This is a genomic window from Pseudactinotalea sp. HY160 (genome assembly GCF_009372055.1).
Taxonomy (GTDB): Bacteria; Actinomycetota; Actinomycetes; order Actinomycetales; family Beutenbergiaceae; genus HY158.
On the sequence record NZ_WHMT01000003.1, the window covers coordinates 37468 to 54781 of the forward strand.

Annotated in this window: 12 protein-coding genes; 5 read left to right on the forward strand and 7 right to left on the reverse strand. The window is 71.5% G+C overall.

Features of this window, described 5'->3' with window-relative positions; translation table 11 throughout:
- Window positions 1-123 precede the first annotated feature (123 nt).
- The 5 genes from GCG21_RS04460 to GCG21_RS04480 form a co-directional block, all read right to left on the reverse strand.
- Window positions 124-4638: an NPCBM/NEW2 domain-containing protein gene (locus tag GCG21_RS04460; RefSeq protein ID WP_370517272.1), complete on the reverse strand. Its 4515-nt coding sequence runs from the start codon at window positions 4636-4638 to the stop codon at window positions 124-126.
- A 183-nt stretch (window positions 4639-4821) separates the two neighbouring features.
- A complete protein-coding gene (gene ehuA / locus GCG21_RS04465; protein ID WP_227993228.1) occupies window positions 4822-5610 on the reverse strand; it encodes an ectoine/hydroxyectoine ABC transporter ATP-binding protein EhuA in 789 nt (262 codons plus the stop codon).
- Complete coding sequence (ehuD, locus tag GCG21_RS04470; RefSeq protein WP_153877994.1) at window positions 5594-6250, reverse strand: ectoine/hydroxyectoine ABC transporter permease subunit EhuD; 657 nt, start codon at window positions 6248-6250, stop codon at window positions 5594-5596. The genes ehuA and ehuD overlap by 17 nt, the downstream gene beginning before the upstream one ends.
- A complete protein-coding gene (gene ehuC, locus GCG21_RS04475; RefSeq protein ID WP_227993231.1) occupies window positions 6247-6966 on the reverse strand; it encodes an ectoine/hydroxyectoine ABC transporter permease subunit EhuC in 720 nt (239 codons plus the stop codon). Before ehuC ends, ehuD begins: the two co-directional genes overlap by 4 nt.
- A gap of 2 nt (window positions 6967-6968) precedes the next feature.
- Entirely contained in the window at window positions 6969-7919 is a 951-nt protein-coding gene (locus tag GCG21_RS04480) for a transporter substrate-binding domain-containing protein (RefSeq protein ID WP_152818090.1), read from the reverse strand.
- Window positions 7920-8242: 323 nt separating this feature from the next.
- Here GCG21_RS04480 and GCG21_RS04485 point away from each other — a divergent pair, with 323 nt between their 5' ends.
- Window positions 8243-8995, forward strand: a complete 753-nt coding sequence (locus GCG21_RS04485) for a GntR family transcriptional regulator (protein WP_194164940.1) — start codon at window positions 8243-8245, stop codon at window positions 8993-8995.
- A 15-nt stretch (window positions 8996-9010) separates the two neighbouring features.
- On the opposite strand, the gene GCG21_RS04490 is transcribed toward GCG21_RS04485, so the two are convergent.
- Window positions 9011-10228 (reverse strand): phosphotransferase family protein, encoded by a 1218-nt coding sequence (locus GCG21_RS04490; protein WP_152818092.1) that lies wholly within the window; start codon window positions 10226-10228, stop codon window positions 9011-9013.
- 192 nt (window positions 10229-10420) lie between these two features.
- Here GCG21_RS04490 and GCG21_RS04495 point away from each other — a divergent pair, with 192 nt between their 5' ends.
- From GCG21_RS04495 to GCG21_RS04505, 3 genes are read left to right on the forward strand one after another with little or no spacing between them, the layout of a single operon-like run.
- A complete protein-coding gene (locus GCG21_RS04495) occupies window positions 10421-11836 on the forward strand; it encodes a multidrug effflux MFS transporter (protein WP_152818093.1) in 1416 nt (471 codons plus the stop codon).
- Between the two features lie 55 nt (window positions 11837-11891).
- Window positions 11892-13079 carry an MFS transporter gene (locus GCG21_RS04500; protein WP_194164941.1) on the forward strand — a complete coding sequence of 396 codons (1188 nt, stop codon included), beginning with the start codon at window positions 11892-11894 and terminating at the stop codon, window positions 13077-13079.
- Complete coding sequence (locus GCG21_RS04505) at window positions 13076-15985, forward strand: FAD-binding and (Fe-S)-binding domain-containing protein (RefSeq protein ID WP_152818095.1); 2910 nt, start codon at window positions 13076-13078, stop codon at window positions 15983-15985. The genes GCG21_RS04500 and GCG21_RS04505 overlap by 4 nt, the downstream gene beginning before the upstream one ends.
- Here GCG21_RS04505 and GCG21_RS04510 read toward each other — a convergent pair.
- Window positions 15970-16563: a DUF4126 domain-containing protein gene (locus GCG21_RS04510; RefSeq protein WP_153877988.1), complete on the reverse strand. Its 594-nt coding sequence runs from the start codon at window positions 16561-16563 to the stop codon at window positions 15970-15972. The genes GCG21_RS04505 and GCG21_RS04510 overlap by 16 nt on opposite strands.
- Before the next feature lie 79 nt (window positions 16564-16642).
- On the opposite strand from GCG21_RS04510, the gene GCG21_RS04515 reads away from it, so the two are divergent.
- Window positions 16643-17245, forward strand: coding sequence for a CDP-alcohol phosphatidyltransferase family protein (locus tag GCG21_RS04515; protein ID WP_370517273.1), 603 nt, complete (start codon window positions 16643-16645; stop codon window positions 17243-17245).
- Window positions 17246-17314: the final 69 nt, after the last annotated feature.

Consider the following 17314-nt stretch of genomic DNA (forward strand, 5'->3'; position numbering starts at 1 on the left):
GGACCGTGTCAAGGAGACTCGGGACCATCGGCCCGCGCGCCCGGCCCGCGTGGATGCACCGGGGCGCCGCCCGACCGCGCTCGTGCGGAGGGACGGCGCCCCGGGGTGCGGTGCGCGTCGAGGTCAGCTCTCGCGGGCCGAGCGGTACCTCGCCAGGATCAGCGCCAGCCCACCCGCGGCCAGGAGGAGGCCCGTGACCACGACGACGGGGCCGAGGCCCGCGCCGGTGTCGGGCATCGCGTCGAGGTCGTCGCCCCGATCCGGCCCGGCTTCCGGCCCCGCTTCCGATCCGGCGTCCGATCCCGCTTCCGATCCGGCGCCTGATCTGGCGTCCGCGTCGTCGGTCGGCGCGGGGTCGGTCGGATCGGGATCGGTCGGATCGGGATCGGAGCCGCCCCCATCTGAACCGGCCTGGTCACTGCCACCGGAGTCGGTGGTTCCACCGGAGTCGGCGGTGCCATCGGCCTGGTCGGTGCCACCCGAGTCGGCAGTACCACCCGAATCAGCGGTGCCGTCCGCCTGGTCGGTGCCACCCGAGTCGGCAGTAGCACCCGAATCGGCGGCGCCACCGGCCTGGTCCGTGCCGTCGGCGTCGGCAGAGCCGCCGGCCTGGTCGGTCCCATCCGAGTCGGCGGTGCCGCCGGCCTGGTCCGTGCCGTCCGAGTCGGCAGAGCCACTCGCCTGGTCGGTCCCATCCGAGTCGGCGGTGCCGCCGGCCTGGTCGGTCCCGTCCGAGTCGGCGGCGCCGTCCGCCCGGTCCGTGCCACCCGAGTCGGCGGTGCCATCGGCCTCGGCGGCGCCGTCCGCCTGGTCGGTGCCACCCGAGTCGGCGGTACCACCGGCGTCGCTCGACCCGTCGGGATCCCCCGAGCCGGAGTCGTCCTGGCAGACGAGCCGGGCGTCCCCCCAGATTCCGTGGGCGGCAGCGACTCCGTTCGGCGCCTCGATGATGAGGTCGAGGTACATCGCCCCGCTCACGTCGACGTCGACCTCCTCGGGCGCCATGGCACTCGTGAGGGTCTTCCCGTTGAACAGCTTCTGCCCATCCGCCTCGACCCGGAAGATGACGTTGCCGGCGAAGCCGTCCTCCTGGGTCGCCTCGGCCGTGAAGGAGAGGCAGGTGCCGCCGAGGTAGTAGCGGATCTTCCCGTTCGCGTGGACGCCCAGGCCCTTCTCGTAGGTCCGTGGCTCACCCGTCTCCGGGTCCACCCACAGGCTGGTCAAGGGAGCGTCGGGGGAGTCGGCGGAGTCCTTGTTGGCCACGTCCCTTCCGATCACGCCCCAGCCGTTCGTTGCCGACTCCCATTCCAGATCGGAGATCCAGTTCTCACCGGTCGGGCCCGGCTCGAGTTCCCGATCGACCACGGTCCAGCTGAACAGCTTGACGGCGGGGGCGGTGGGGAGCTCGACCGCGCGAACCGTCTTGTTCGGGTCGAGATAGATCGAGTTCTCGTAGATCTGGTAGCCGTAGGTCTCGTACTCGTACTCGCCCGACGCGTTGTTCCGCCCCATCGACGTCAGGGCGACCCGCGCGCTGCCGAGGCCGCTGGCCTGCGGGAGCCAGTTCGGGAAGAAGATCGACTCGGTCGACCTGGTCCCGTCCTCGTAGACCACGGTGAGCGGCAGCGAGACGCCGCTGCCCGCGGCCGCCGAGGCGAGCACCGACAGGTGGTTCCCGGAGCCCAAGACGGAGATCGTCTGGCCGGCCGGTTCGACCGAGTTCGGAGCCGACACGGACTCGGGCCAGGGGTACTCGGCGCCGTCGAAGGCGACGGTGCCACCGGCCTGAGCGCCCGCCTCGGCGAGCGCCGCCGCGGAGAACGTGGCGCCGCCGCCGTCGAAGTCCCCCTCGCCGGCGTGTTCGAGGTCGGTGATGGAGATCGCGTTGTACGCGGACTGGAGCGAACCGTAGGCGACCCCGATCTGGTTCGCCCCCGAGAGTTCCAGGGCCTGGCCGGAGGCCGAGGTGTACGTCGCGTTCACCCGCACGGTCTGCCGGCCACCCGCCGAGCCCACCTCCGGACGGACGACGAAGGTCGCCTCGCGCCGTTCGCCCGCCGGCACGGTTCCCACCTCGGCGCCCTCGCTGCTCACGACGGTCCATCCCGCCGGGAGTTCGGGGGTGAGCGTCACGTCGGTCTTGTCCTGGTTGCCGAAGTTGGAGAAGGACGCCGTCACGGTCGTCTCCTCGCCCTGGAACACCTGGTCGGGCACGGCGACTCGGACCTGCGCGGCCCCGGCGTCGCCGTCCTCGCCGCCGACGGCGGAGGTCCCTGCGAGCGTGACCGTGGCGGCCGAGTCCGAGGCCACCGGCCCGAGGTTGACGGTCACGACGCCGTCGGCGTACGACCAGCCCACGGAGTCCGTGGCGTCCGCGACCTCGCTCAGCTCGGTGCCATCCACGTCGACGCCGTCCGGCGCGGAGTCCGTGTGGGCCTCGATCAGGTACGGCCGGCTCGGCGCCATGCCGGTGTACGAACCGTTCCGGTCGCCGATGGTCACGACGACGTCGCCGGGTCCCACCTCGGGGGCCGAGACGTCGAACCGCTGGGTGGCGAACGCGCCGTCCTTGTACTCACGGGTGACCCCGTCGTCCTCGTACAGCTCGAACGACGCGTCGCCGCTGGGGTAGACCGCCAGGGTGAGCGGGGCGTCCTCGGGAACGAGGGAGGCGTTGCGGGCGATCGGTCCCATCGGGACGAGGGCGCCGGCGCGAACGAAGATCGGTAGCCGGTCGAGCGGCGCCGGGTGCCCGTCGAGCACCTGGCCGCCCTCGTAGCGCCGTCCGGTCCAGAAGTCGACCCAGGTGTCGCCCGCGGGCAGATAGATGCCGTTGCGGACGTCGGTATCGGTGAAGACCGGGGCGACGAGGTAGTCGGTGCCGAGCAGGAACTCGTTGTTCGCCTCGACCGAGTACGCGCCCGGATCCTGTGGATACTCGAGGGCGACCGAGCGCATCATCGGCGTGCCGGTCGCGTGGGAGTCCTCGGCAAGGCTGTAGATGAACGGCATGAGCTGCTGGCGCAGTTGGAGGTAGAACCGGTTGATCTCGGTCGCCTCCTCGCCGTAGAGCCACGGGCGCTTGTCCACCGATGCCCAGCCGCTCATCGAGTACAGGGCCGGGGCGAAGGCCTTCCACTGCAGGTCGCGCACGTAGCTCTCGGTGGAGCCGCCGAAGATGCCGTCGACGTCGCCGGTGGTGAAGGCCAGCCCGGAGTTCCCCGCGCCCGTGAGCGCCGAGACCTGCCAGCGCACGGCGTCGAGGTTGCCGGAGTGGTCGCCGGTCCACTGCATGCCGCACCGCTGGGAGCCGGCCCAGCCCTCGACCATGAGCGAGGTGCCGCGCGCGTCCGAGTACTGCTCGAACCCGTCGTAGGCGGCCTCGCAGCCGGTCAGCGCCATCCGGTACCCCTGCCCGACCCAGGCGACGTCGAGCTTGCGCATGCGGATCCCCGCCTCACCGACCTCGAACTCCTGCTCGGTCAGGCTGCGTTGGGTCCACAGGCCGGTCTTCAGGCCCGTCTTCTCCTCGATCTGCTCGACGGTCTCGGGCAGCTCGACGTACTCGCACCCGTACCCGTCGTTCACGAGCATCCAGCCGGCCGGCATGTCGTGCTCGACGAACTCCTCGGCGATGGCGACCGCGTCGGGGGTCCGGAGCTTGCCCGGGGTGGCCGCGCCCTCGTAGGTGGGGCTGCTGCGGTTGTAGCAGTCGGCGTCGCCGTATTCGAGGGCGTAGACGGGCGGCAGGAGCGGGCGGCCGGTGAGCCGGGTGTAGGAGTCGAGCGCCTCCTTGTAGTCGCCGGCGAAGTAGTACGCGTCGAACCGGGCCTCGGCATGGGTCGTGGTCCCGGCCGCGAAGTCGTACGTGCCGGGGGCGAACGTGTTCCGCAGCACGCCGTAGCCGGCGGAGGACATGTAATACGGCACCGCGTTCGGGTAGCCGTCGTCGTCCCAGTCGAAGTTCCTGGCGATGTTGATCGTCGCGCCGGTGTGGATCGAGCGGCCGTTCTGCATCCCGCCGCCGAGGAACTGCTCGCCCTCGTCGATCGCCAGGTGCTGGGTCGCGGCGGCCCCGGTGAACGTGAGCGGGGAGGATTCGGCGAAGATCGGCGTGCCGTCGGTGCGTTCGGCCGCCAGGCGCCCCGTCGCCTTGTCGATCGAGACGCGGACGGCGTCCGTGGCGAGGGTGGCGACGTCGCCGTCGGTCAGGGTCGGGGCCGCGCCGGCGAAGTCGCCGGCGCCCACCACGATGTCGGCCGAGCGTTCCGGGTCGCCGCTCGGGCTGTTGGCCGGGTCGGTGAACTCGCCGCCCGGCACGGCCTCGATCCGGAACGTCTCCGCGTCGAGGAAGCTGATTCGGATCGCACCGCGCTCGGTCGTGACGAGGGCACTCGCCCCGTCCTGGGTGACCGCGGTGACCGCGCCGAGGGTGTCACCGTCGGCGACGGGCACCTCCGCCGCGACGGGCTCGGGAGCGATCGGGGTGGCCCCGACCGACTCGGCCCCGTCGACGGTGAACGCCGAACTGGAGGTCGCCGTGCCCGTCACCGCGGCGGCGACGCCGGAGGTCACGATCAGGCCGGCGGTCAATGCCGCCGAGAGCCATCGGCGCTGCTGGGGACTGCGTTGTCTCACGGTCGAGGCTCGCTTCCATAGGGAGTCATTCGATGATTGATTCTCGCCTAATATAAGCAGCAATGCTCACGCATGCAAGCGTGAGCCCGCACGCGTCCGCCGTCCATTCCGGCGCGCGAGCGCCCGTGGCCCGGCGCGATTCCATTCGCGCCGGGCCACGGGCCGGATCGGGGTGGGGAGCCCTCAGGCGTTGAGAACGGCCGAGAGGAAGTCCCGCGTTCGCTGCTGGGTCGGGGCGGTGAAGATCGTCTCCGGATCCCCCTCCTCGACCACCTTGCCGCCGTCGAACATGAGCACCCGGTTCGACACGTCCCGGGCGAACTGCATCTCGTGGGTGACGATGAGCATCGTGATGTCCGTCGTGCGCGCGACCTCGCGCAGGATGTTGAGCACCTCCCCGACGATCTCCGGGTCGAGGGCCGAGGTCACCTCGTCGAGGAGCAGGATATCGGGTTCCATCGCCATCGCCCGGGCGATCGCGACCCGCTGCTGCTGCCCGCCGGACAGCTCGGACGGGTGCGCATTCTCCTTGTCCGTCAGGCCCACCTTCTCGAGCAGCTCGCGGCCCGTGGCGATGGCCTCCGCCTTGCTCTTGCCGAGCACGTGCACGGGCGCCTCGATGAGGTTCTGCATGACGGTCATGTTCGGGAAGAGGTTGAAGTGCTGGAACACCATCCCGATCCGCTTGCGCATGATGTTCTTGTGCTTCTCCCGCAGCTCCACCCGCTTGCCGTCGCGGTCCTCGTGCGTCAGCGGCTGGCCGTCGATGTAGATGAAGCCCTCGTTGGCCTCCTCGAGGGTCATCACGAGGCGCAGGATCGTGGTCTTGCCCGAACCACTGGGCCCGATGAGCGTGACCCGGTCGCCCTTGGTCACGGTGAAGTCGAGGTCGTGCAGCACGACGTTGTCGCCGAAGCGCTTCTCCACCTTGTCGAAGCGGATCGCGGGTTGGGCATCAGGTTGTGAAGGCAAGGCGCTTCTCCAATCGGCCGATGAGCAGTGAGGTCGGGTAGCTGGCGAGCAGGAAGATGACGCCCGCCAGGGTGAAGGCCTCGACATACCGGAAGTGGTCGCCGCCGTAGGTCAGTGCCGCCCGCACCAGTTCGACCACGGAGATCGAGATGAGGAAGGGCGTGTCCTTGAACAGCGAGATCACGTAGTTGCCGAGGGAGGGGATGGTCGCCCGCAACGCCTGCGGGATGATGACGGCGGTCCAGGTGCGGCCCGTGGACATCGACAGGGCCCTGGTCGCCTCCCACTGCCCCCGGGGCACGGACTCGATGCCCGCCCGGTACACCTCCGCCATGTAGGTGGCGTAGTGGATGCCGAAGACCACGACGCCGATCGTCAGCGGCGAGAGCTCGAGAAAGAACGCATAGGCGAACATGAGCTGGACCACGATCGGGGTCATGCGGATGAAGTTCACCACGAAGCCGAGGATCGCCGGGATCGGCTGCGGGGCCGTGCGCCGCAGCACGGCGATGACGAGGCCGAGGATGGCGGCGATGATGCTGCTGAGGACGGTCACCACGAGGGTGGCGGTGAGGAATGCCTCGAGCAGGTGGGGGAGTGCCTCCCAGGCGGCGCTCCAGTGCCAGAGGGAACCGTTCACGAGGCCACCTCCGGCTGGCGCGGACGTCGGAAGCTCAACGCCTGACGCAGCGACTCGCCCTGCCCGAGGCGATGCTTCGCGCGCACCTCGAGCGCGTTCATGATGAGGGTGAGCACGTAGGCGAACACGAAGTACAGCAGCAGGCTCACGGTGTAGGCGAAGATCGTTCCGGTCGAGTGCCGCAGCTTGTCCGTGGCGTAGGTGAGGTCGGTCAGGGTGATGAAGCTGACGATCGCGGTGCCCTTGAGCAGCTGGATGAGCAGGTTCGTGAGCGAGGGGATCATCAACGCCCACGCCTGCGGGAAGATGATCCGGAACATTCGGCCCCACCGGCCCAGGCTCAGCGCCTTCGTGGCCTCCCACTGCCCCTGCGGCACCGAGTTGATCGATCCGCGCACGACCTCGGCGCCGTAGGCGCCGTAGTTGAGGCCGAGGCCCGCGATGCCCACGAGCACCGCGGGCAGTTCGACCCCGACCTGCGGGAGCACGAAGAACAGGAAGAACAGCTGGACCACCAGGGACGTCCCCCGGAAGAACTCGATCACCACCCGCGCGAAGCCGCGGATCGCCAGCTTCTTCGAGCGCGCCATGAGGCCGAGCACGATCGCGAGCACGATCGCCAGGGCGGCGCCGCCGATGGTCAGCAGGACGGTGATCTTGAATCCGTCCAGGATCATCGGCAGCGCCCCCTGGAGCGCTGAGAGCTTGTCGCCCAAGGTCAGCTCAGATCACTCAGGTCACCGGAGCACAGCTGCTCGGTGGTCAGGTCCGCCGGCGGCAGGTTCTCGGCGGTGAAGCCGTAGTCGCCGACGAGGCCCAGGTAGGTGTCCACGTCCGAGGTGATCCCGGACAGCGCCTCGTTGTAGGCCGCGAGCAGCGCGGTGTCCTCCTTGCGGAACACGGTCGACCCGGCACCGATCTGCTTGACGTCGTCGATCACGGCGACGAAGGCCGGGGTGACCTCCACGCCCGCGTCGGGGGAGTTCGTGGCCATCCAGTTGAGCGAGATCGCGGTCATCGCGAACGCGTCCGCCCGGCCGTTGGACACGGCGTCCATGCCGTCCTGGGCGTTGTCGACCTTCATGGTGTTGCCGATTCCCAGGTCGTCCGCGTATCCGGATTCGATCCCGCCCGCGAGCACCGCGAGCTTGACGTCGCCCGCGTCGACGACCGAGTGCAGGTCCGACAGCCCCTTCGGGTTCCCCTCGGGAACCATGAGCGCCGTCGTGTACATGATCTCCGGATCGGAGAAGGCGGCCTGCGCACACCGGTCGGGCAGGATCGACATGCCCGCGCTCACCGCGTCGAAGCGGCCTGCGTTGAGGCCCGGGATGAGCGAGTTCCAGTCGACCTCGACCACCTCGATGTTCGGGATGCCGATCTCCGGGAAGATCTTCTCGTGCATCGCGATCGTGGCGCCCTGCGGGGTGCCGTCGTCGCCGACCCAGGAGTAGGGCCGCTCGTCGGCGATCGCGAGCTTGATCGTGCCCTCGTCCCGGAGACGGTCGAGCGTTCCCGATCCGCCGGCGTCGCCGGAGGTCTCGCCGCCATTGGTCTCGCCACCGGTCGTCTCGCCCCCGGAGCCTGAGTCGGACCCGCACGCTGCGGTCATTCCGAGAGTAAGGGCGGCCACGGCGGCCAGTCCTGCGAACTTGAGTCGCTGAGTCATCGGTTTCCTCTTTCGGTTTCCAGGGGCCCAATCCCCTCACGCCCCTGCCAGGCGCGGGGTCCGAACCCGAGTGCGGTGTGGCCGTGACCCACCATATGCACATCTCTGGACAGGCGGATAGTCTGCAAGGCAGAGTGTCTGATTGTATACAAACTTGTTATAGTCGGTGGACGGCGAGCCGGTCGCTCCGGAGAGCCCGTGACCTCATGAGGGCCGACGCGGGCGTGTGCAGGCGCGCATGGATCCGCTACGCGCTGCACGGCGCGGGACGCCCATAATGTGATTCGTGCCGGGCCGTGCCCGGGAGGATCGAAGGGATGCACATGTCAGTCTCCAGCTCACGAACGGCCGCGCCGGTCTCCGTGTTCCGGGTCCCGCGGACCTCGACCGTCGACCTCATCGCCACGGAGCTGCGGAACGCGATCTTCTCGGGTGCGCTGGCCGTGGGAACGCCGATCCGGGAGGTGGAGATCTCGCGCCAGCTCGGCGTGAGCCGCAGCCCGCTCCGGGAGGCCACCCAGCGACTGCTGCAGGAAGGCGTGCTCACCGCGACCCCGGGGCGGGGCCTGCGGGTGAGCAAGATCGGCCCCGACCACCTGCCCGATCTGTACTCCGCACGCGACGCGATCGAGTCCCGGGCGATCCGGATGATCGTCGACGCCAGGGATACCGACGCGATCGCCGCGCTCGAGGCGAGCTACGACCTGCTCGTCGCGGCGTCCGCCGGTACCGACGCGCGCTCGATCGGCGACGCGGACCTCGCGTTCCACCAGACCCTTGTGGACGGCGCCGGCAGCCGCCGACTGTCGCACTACATGGCCACCCTCGCCCTCGAGACGCGGATCGCGAGCCTCTCGGTACCCGAGGGATACGCGGTGCGGCGGACCGTCTCGTCGACCTACGAGGAATTGTTGACGGCGCTGCGCGGGTGGGACGCCGATCGCGCCAGTGCCGCTCTGCGCGAGCAGTTCGCCGCGGCCATCGCCCGGCTCACCGGCCACGCCGCCTCGGTCGAGACGGTCGAGAGCTCGCCCGAGGAGGAGACGCCCACCGTCGGGCCCCTCGGCGCGCACTGACACCCCGCCCCCGCGTCACGCGTGCACGGCAGGGGACTGTTCGTGCTCGCTCACGAGGCCGTGGGCCGCGAGGAACAGGTCCGTCGTCCCGGCCGTGTCGGCCTGCCGGATCGCGTGGCCGAGCAGATGGGTCGCGGTGATGGCGACGACCCGGTCCGGGAATCCCGGATCGGCCGGGCGCGCCCACGTGCCCCGCCAGGCCACCGCGAGCTCACGCACCCGCGCCGCCGCCGGCGCCCGATCGGAATGGTCCAGGTGCCGTCCGAGCACGAGGAGATGGGCGAAGAGCGCGGCGGCGTCGTCCGCGGGATCGCCGGACCCCGCCGTGTCGATGTCGAGCACGCCGGTGATCGCACCCGGATCGGCCGGATCCACGAAGATCTGGCCCACGTGCAGGTCGGCGTGGATCGTCACCTCGGGAACGGGGGCGCTGCGGCCGCGGGCCAGCAGCCGGTCGATCCGCACACCGAGGGCCTCGATGTGGCTCGCGTACTCCGGCAGCGCCTGGGAGACGTGGTCGACGTACCAGTCGACCCGTTCGACCAGGGAACGACGGGCCCTCTCCTGCGAGGGCACGGTCGCGATCCGCTGCACGAGCGCGGAGACCTGGGCGATGAAGGTGTCGGGGAGCTCGCCACAGATGCTCTGCGCCTCGACCCCCGGCAACGCCGCCAGCGCGAGCAGCCCGTCGTCGCTCCAGCCGAGCACGCGCGGGACGAGCACGCCGGCGTCCTTGAACGCCTGGTGGCGGGCGACGAGCGGCTCCGCCCGGCCGGGCCGGACGACCTTGAGGAAGACGGGCGTCGGCGCGGCGTCCACCCGGATGACCGCACGCCGTCCCGGGCGATAGGAGACGACCTTGAGGTGCGGCTGGTCCACGTCGATGCCGATCCGGGCGAGCAACCGCTGGGCGGCGCTTCGGAACACGGTCGCCTCGAGGGCCGGCAGCGCGGGATCCTTCGGATAGAGCCACACGGCCACGGTCTGCCCGGTCGAGGGGTCGGTCACCCGGAAGACGCCCTCGCGCTTGCCCGGCTCCGGATCGGTCTCCACGAACACGGTGTGCTTGACCGTGGCGCCGGCGGCCGTGGTGACCTCGAGGTCGAATCCCTTCACCTCACCCCCGCGGGCGGGCTCGGAGACGGTCGCCCGCCAGCTCTGCAGCGATCCCTGCAGCGCGCCGGCGATCGCCTCGAGCAGGGCGCGAGTCGGCTCATTCCTCTGTGGGCGCATGCTCCCACTGTGCTGCCTGCGTGTCGCCTTGGCTACCACCGACACCCGAGCTCCTCGTCTCGAGCGACCGCAGGGGGGTCGGTCGGGGATCATGCCGGCACCGCCCGGCCCCGAGTCCGCGGGGTCGTATCGTTTCGATCGGTATGCCAGACTGGTTCTGTCAGACGTCCCGCCTGCTTCGAGGATCCACCGATGGCCCACGCTGCCCGAGCCGCGCGACGCTCCACCCGTTCGACCGCGGACCGGACCGACGGTCGAAGCGCCCGGCGGCCGGAGTCCGCGCGCCGGACCGGGAGCGGGGCCAAGCGCCGGACCGGCCGGCTCGCCGCCGCCCGCTCGGCCCCGCTCCCGCGCGGACCGGAGCTGAGCCGCCGCCAGCTCGTCCGGATCACCCTGCTGCTGGGCATGATGACCGCGCTCGGCCCCGCCACGGTGGACATGTACCTGCCGGCGCTGCCGCAGCTGGAGAGCGAGTTCCTCACCTCGACCGCGAGCGTGCAGGCGACCCTGACCGGCTCGCTCCTCGGCATGGCGTGCGGGCAGCTTCTCATGGGCCCGCTCTCGGACACGATCGGTCGGCGCCGCCCGCTGCTCGCGGGGGTCGGGGTGCACGTGCTCTCCTCGTTGGCCATGATCGGCGCCCCGACGATCGGGGTCCTCATGGCGCTGCGGGTGCTGCAGGGCTTCGGCGCGGCCTCGGGGGCCATCATCGCGTTGGCGATCGTGCGCGACCTGTTCGTGGGCCGGGGCGCCTCGACGATGCTCTCCCGGCTCGTGCTCGTCACCGGGATCGCCCCGGTGCTCGCGCCGGCCGTGGGCGGCTTCATGCTCTCCTTCACCGGTTGGCGCGGCATCTTCCTCGTGCTCGCGGCCGTCTCGCTCGTGGTCATCGTGCTGTGCGGACTCGCCCTGCCGGAGACCCTGCCGCCCGAACGCCGCATTCCCGCCGCCCCGCGGGCGATGGCCTCGACCGTGGGCATCCTCGTGCGTGATCGGATCTACGTCGGCGCCCTGCTCACGCAGGCCCTCATGTTCGCCGCGTCGTTCTCCTACGTCTCGGGGATGTCGTTCATCCTCCAGGACGGGTACGGCCTGAGCCCCGGCGAGTTCGGATACCTGTTCTCGGCCGGAACGTTCGGCATGATCGCGATGAGCCAGGTCAACCCGATCCTGCTGCGCCGCTTCTCCCCGGGGCACGTGCTCGTCATCGGCCTGGCCGGAGTCGTGGCCATGGGGGCGACGATGACGGCCCTCACCTCGCTCGAGATCGCCGACATGTGGGGCCTGATCGTCCCGCTGTGGGCGGCGCTCGCCTTCCAGCAGCTCATCACCCCCAACGCCCAGACGATCGCCCTGGCCCATCACGGTCACCGGGCCGGCACGGCGGCCGCCTTCCTCACCGCGAGCACGTCGGTCGCCGGCGCGCTCGCCGCGCCGCTCCTCGGGTTCGTCGGCACGACGGCGGTCACCCTTGCGGTCGTCATGCTCGGCTTCTACGTGCTCTCGGCCACCGCCACCGCGACCCTCGTCCGCCGCTCGGGGATCCGGGCGAGCGACGTGGACGGCCCCCCGGTCATCCCGCCCGCCCGCGACTCGACGGAGTCCTAGCTCGCCCGGGCGGCACCGATCCGACGGCACGGGCCGGATGCGTCACACTGTCACCATGTCGCCCGATTCGCTCTGGGGTCTCCCGCAGATCCGGGCCGTGTGCCTCATGGCGTTCGCGGGGATCTCCAGCTTCGCCGTCATGCTCGCCGCGCTGCCGGTCTGGGGCGTGGGCCACGCGGTGCCCGCCCACCTCGCGGGCACGATCACCACCGTCATGCTCGCGGCCACCGTCCTGACCCAGGTGGTCTCGCCGGCTCTCATGCGCCGGTTCTCGCTGCGCGGCCTGCTCGTCTGGGGACTCGTCCTGCTCGGCCTGCCCGCCCCGCTCTACCTGTGGGCGACCGCCCTGCCCGGCCTGTATGCCGTCTCCGCCGTCCGAGGCGTGGGCTTCGGCCTGCTCACGGTGACGGCGGCCCTCGCGATCCAGGTCGCCGCGCCGCCGGGGCGCCAGGGGGAGGCGATCGGGCTCTTCGGCCTCGCGGGCGCGATCCCGACGATGATCGGGGCCGCGATCGGGGCGGGCCTCACCCTGAGCGGGAACTTCGGGTGGGTGTGCATCATCGCGGCCACCCCGCTGCTCGGCCTCGCGGCGGCCCGGGGAGTGACCGCCGACGGCACGGCACCGGGCGGGGCGGGGGAGTCCTTGCCCATGCGGATCGCGCTCCGCCGCCTCGTCGTGCCCGTGGTCCTGCTCTTCGCCGCGACGGCCGCCGGGGGAGCGGTCATCACGGTCGTTCCCCTCGAACTCACCGGCTCCGCCCGGGCCGCCCTCGTGCTGCTCGTGTTCGGGGCCGTGACCGCCTACGCCCGCTGGCGCATCGGCCGGTTCACCGACCGCCGCGGGCATCGCCTGGTGCCGCAGACCCTCACGGTCATCGGCGCCGCGGGGATGGCCGTGGCCGGGTGGGGCTTCGCCGCCGCGTCGGTCCCGCTGCTCCTCGCCGGCGCCATCGGCACCGGGGTCGCCTACGGCGCGCTCCAGTCGGTCACCCTCGACCTCGCCTTCTCCCGCGTGCCCGCCGGTCAGGCGCCGATCGCCAGCGCCACCTGGAATGCGTTCTTCGACGCCGGCACGGCCACCGGCGCGGCCGTGTTCGCCGCCGTCGCCGCCGGCTCGGCGGGCGGGGCCGGTTCGATGCTCGTGGGCACCGGCCTCTTCCTCCTCGTCGGACTCGCGACCGTGCGCTCCGCCCTGGCCCCCTGGCTCGAACGTCGCCGCGGGCCTGGGAGGATGGAGCCATGACTACGGGGTCCGGAGAACAGCCGATCGATCGTTCCGTCGCCCGGGCGCGGCACCTCCTTCCCGGCGCGGTCGAGACCGGGATCTCCCGCCGCCTCGCCCTCGCCCACGACGCCTCGCACTACCTCCTCACCCCGGCCGCGGTGGTCACGGCCACGAGCAGGGACGACGTCGCTCGCCTCCTCGCCGCGGGTGCCGGTCCGCTCACCTTCCGCTCGGGAGGGACGAGCCTGAGTGGGCAGGCGGGTACCTCGGCCATCCTCGTCGACGTCCGGCGCCACTTCCGCCGCGTCGACGTCCTCGACGACGGCCTGCGGGTCCGGGCCCAACCGGGGGCGACCGTGCGATCTGTCAACGCCCGGCTCGCCCGGCGCGGGCGCAAGCTCGGCCCGGACCCCGCGAGCGAGGCCGCCTGCACCATCGGCGGGGTGGTGGCCGACAACTCCTCGGGGATGGCCTGCGGGACCGAACAGAACACCTACCGCACCCTCGATTCGGCCGTGCTCGTGCTCGCCTCGGGGACGGTCGTCGACACCGGCTCGCCGACCGCCGACGCCGATCTCGCCCGATCCGAGCCCGAGCTGCACGCCGGGCTCGCCCGTCTCCGTGACGAGCTTCGATCCGACCCGGAGTCGGTCGCGCGGATCGAGGCGATGTTCTCGATCAAGAACACGATGGGGTACGGCCTCAACGCCTTCCTCGACCACGACGATCCGGTGGACATCCTCGCCCACGTGGTCGTGGGTTCCGAGGGCACCCTGGCGTTCGTGGCCGAGGCGACCTTCCACACGGTGCCGCTGCTGACCCACACCGCCACCGCCCTGCTCACGTTCGCCGATCTCGCGGATGCGACCGCGGCGCTGCCGGCACTCGTCGCGGCCTCGTGCGCGACCATCGAGCTCCTCGACGCCACGTCGCTGCGCGTGGCCCAGCGCGACCCGCGCGCACCCGAGCAGCTCCGCCGACTCGACGTGACCGACCAGGCGGCCCTGCTCATCGAGTTCCAGGAGGCGGATGCGGCCGAGCTCACCGCCCGGTGCGCCGCGGCCGCCCGGGTGCTCGATTCGCTGCCGCTGCTCTCCCCGCCGGACCTCACGACCGATCCGATCCGCCGCGGCGACCTCTGGCACATCCGCAAGGGCCTGTACGCGAGCATCGCCGGCAGCCGCCCGCCCGGAACGACCGCCCTGCTCGAGGACATCGCCGTGCCGGTCGAACGGCTCCGGGCCACCTGCCACGGACTGCACGAGCTCTTCGACCGGCACGGCTACGCCGACGCGGTGATCTTCGGGCACGCCAAGGACGGCAACGTCCACTTCATGATCACGCCCGACCTGGCCGATCCGGATGCGCTCGCCTCGTACTCGCAGTTCACCGACGACCTGGTCGACCTCGTGCTCGCCGCGGGCGGAACGCTCAAGGCGGAGCACGGCACCGGGCGGACGATGGCACCGTTCGTGCGGCGTCAGTACGGCCCGACCCTGCACGAGGCGATGGTCCGACTCAAGCACCTGGCCGATCCCCGCGCCCTCCTCAATCCCGGCGTGCTCCTGACCGACGACCCCCACGCCCATCTCGCCGACCTCAAGTGGAGCCCGCCGGTCGAGGTCGAGGTCGACCGGTGCGTCGAATGCGGCTACTGCGAACCGGTGTGCCCGAGCCGCGACCTCACGCTCACGCCCAGGCAACGGATCGTGCTTCGCCGGGAGCTGGTGCGCGCCGAGGAGAACGGCGAGGTCGAGCTCGCGGATCGGCTGCGCTCCGACTTCGCGTACGAGGGCGTGGACACGTGCGCGGTCGACGGCATGTGCCGCACCGCCTGCCCGGTCGGCATCGATACCGGCGATCTGGTGCGCCGGCTGCGGGCCGAGCAGGCCTCCGCCCTCGCCGGCGGACTGTGGTCGGCGGCCGCCCGGAACTGGGACACCGTGACGCGCGCCGGCGGTCTCGGCCTCACGGCCGCCGGCGCGCTGCCGGCGGCGCTGCCCCGCGCCGCGACCGGGCTCGGCCGCCGCATGCTCGGGGCCGACACGGTACCCGAGTGGTCGGGCGACCTGCCCCGGGGCGGCACGCGGCGCCGGCCCCGCGCCGAGGCCGATCCCGATCTGGTGTTCTTCCCCTCGTGCCTGGGAACCCTCTTCGCCCCGGAGGGCGGGGGCGACGGGTCGGGATCCGGCGGCGCGGCCGCCGCGTTCCTGCGTCTGTGCGAGCTGGCGGGCCGCCGGGTCCGCATCCCCGCCGGGATCGGGGCGATGTGCTGCGGCACCCCCTGGTCCTCCAAGGGCATGACCGGCGGCTACGAACGGATGCGATCCCGGGTGCGCGAGGCGCTGTGGCGGGCGACCGACGCGGGCCGGCTGCCGGTCGTCGTCGATGCCGCGAGCTGCACCGAGGGACTGCTGCGGGGCGTCGGCGAGGAGATCACCGTGCTCGATGCCGTGAGCTACACCCGCACGGACCTGCTGCCCGCCTTCGCGACCGCGGGACCGGGCGAGGCGCTCACGGGGGCGCTGGAGCGCGTCGTCGTCCATCCCACCTGCGCGAGCACGGCGCTCGGGATGACGGCCGATCTCGTCGCGGTGGCGGGCGCGGCCGCGCGCGAGGTGATCGTGCCCACGGACTGGGGCTGCTGCGGCTTCGCGGGCGACCGGGGCATGCTCCATCCGGAGCTGACGGCCGCGGCGACCGCGCCCGAGTCGGCCCAGGTGACCCAGCCGGCCCAACCGGCCCACCCGACCCAGTCGGCCCAGGCGGCCGATCGGGGGCCGGCCGATGCCTACGTCTCGCTCAATCGAACGTGTGAGATCGGCATGTCGCGGGCCACCGGGCGCCCGTACCGGCACGTGCTCGAGGTGCTCCGGGACGTGCTCGAGGCCGCGGACCCGATCGGTGATCAGGTACGCAGCTGACGCCGGCGGAACCGCGCCCGGCGGCGGAGCGCGACGATGACGGCGACGATCGCCGCCACGACGGCGGCGACGACGAGAATCGGCACCATGATCGCGATGGCCGCGAGCGCGACCGCGGTGGCGTCCTCCATCGCGGAGGCCACGGGGGCTCCGAGCCCGGCGGTCGTGAGGTTGATCATGGCGCGCACGGCCGACTTGATCAGGTGGATGAGCAGCGCGATCGCCACGCCGAGGAGGAAGGGCACGAGCACTCGCTCATCGAACAGGTCCGGATCGGGCATCGCCACGGTCGTCGAGGTCGCCCCGCTTGCGAAGACGATGCCCCCGGAGGCGGGTCGCACGCCGGTCTGCACGATGTCGTTCAGGTGATCGACCGCGGGCACCTTGTCCGCGACGACGTCGAGCAGGAGGAGCAGCCCCATGACCGCGAGTGCCCACGGGTCCGTGAGCCACTCCCACGGGGCCGGCAGGGTGAGCAGGTCGGTGTAGCGCCCGAGCAGGCCGACGGCGAGCAGTGGGATGAACGCGTTGAGGCCGGCGGCGAGGGCGAGGCCGCCGCCGGTGAGCAGTTCCAGCACGGGCACTCCTCACGATCGCGCGGCGGGCAGGGCGGGTGTGTCGTCCGCGTCCACGGCACATGACCTAGGATGCGATGCTGTGACCTCACATTTCGATGCTGTCGACGGGGATCATCGTATCTGGACGGTTCCGAATGTCATCTCGATGGCACGGTTGCTGCTCGTGCCCGTCGTGCTCGTGCTCATCCTCAACGGCTTCGGCGTGCTCGCCGTCGTCACGCTCGCCGTGGCCGGCCTGAGCGACTACGTCGACGGCTATATCGCGCGCCGCTTCGACCAGATGTCCAAGCTCGGCAAGCTGCTCGATCCGATGGCCGACCGGTTGTTCATCGCGGTCACGCTCATCGGCATGGCCGCGCGCGCACTCATCCCGTGGTGGCTCGTGGCCGCGATCGCCGCACGGGAGCTGCTCGTGGGCCTCACGCTGCCCGTCCTCGCGCGCCGAGGCTTCCCCGGCTACCCGGTCCACCTCGCCGGGAAGGCCGGCACGATGGCGCTCATGTACGCGTTCCCGCTGCTCCTGCTCGCCGAGGTGGACGGGGTCGTCGGTGAGGTGTCCTACGTCATCGGGTGGGCGGCGGTGCTCTGGGGGGTCTTCCTCTACTGGTGCGCCGGCGCGCTCTACCTCCATCAGTTCCGGGACGTGCTCCGCACGGGTGCCCGGGCGCGCCCGGCGCTCTGACCGGTCGGACCGGGCCGGGTGGGCACGGGGCCGAGGTGGGCACGGACGCCTGACCACCGGCGCATAGAA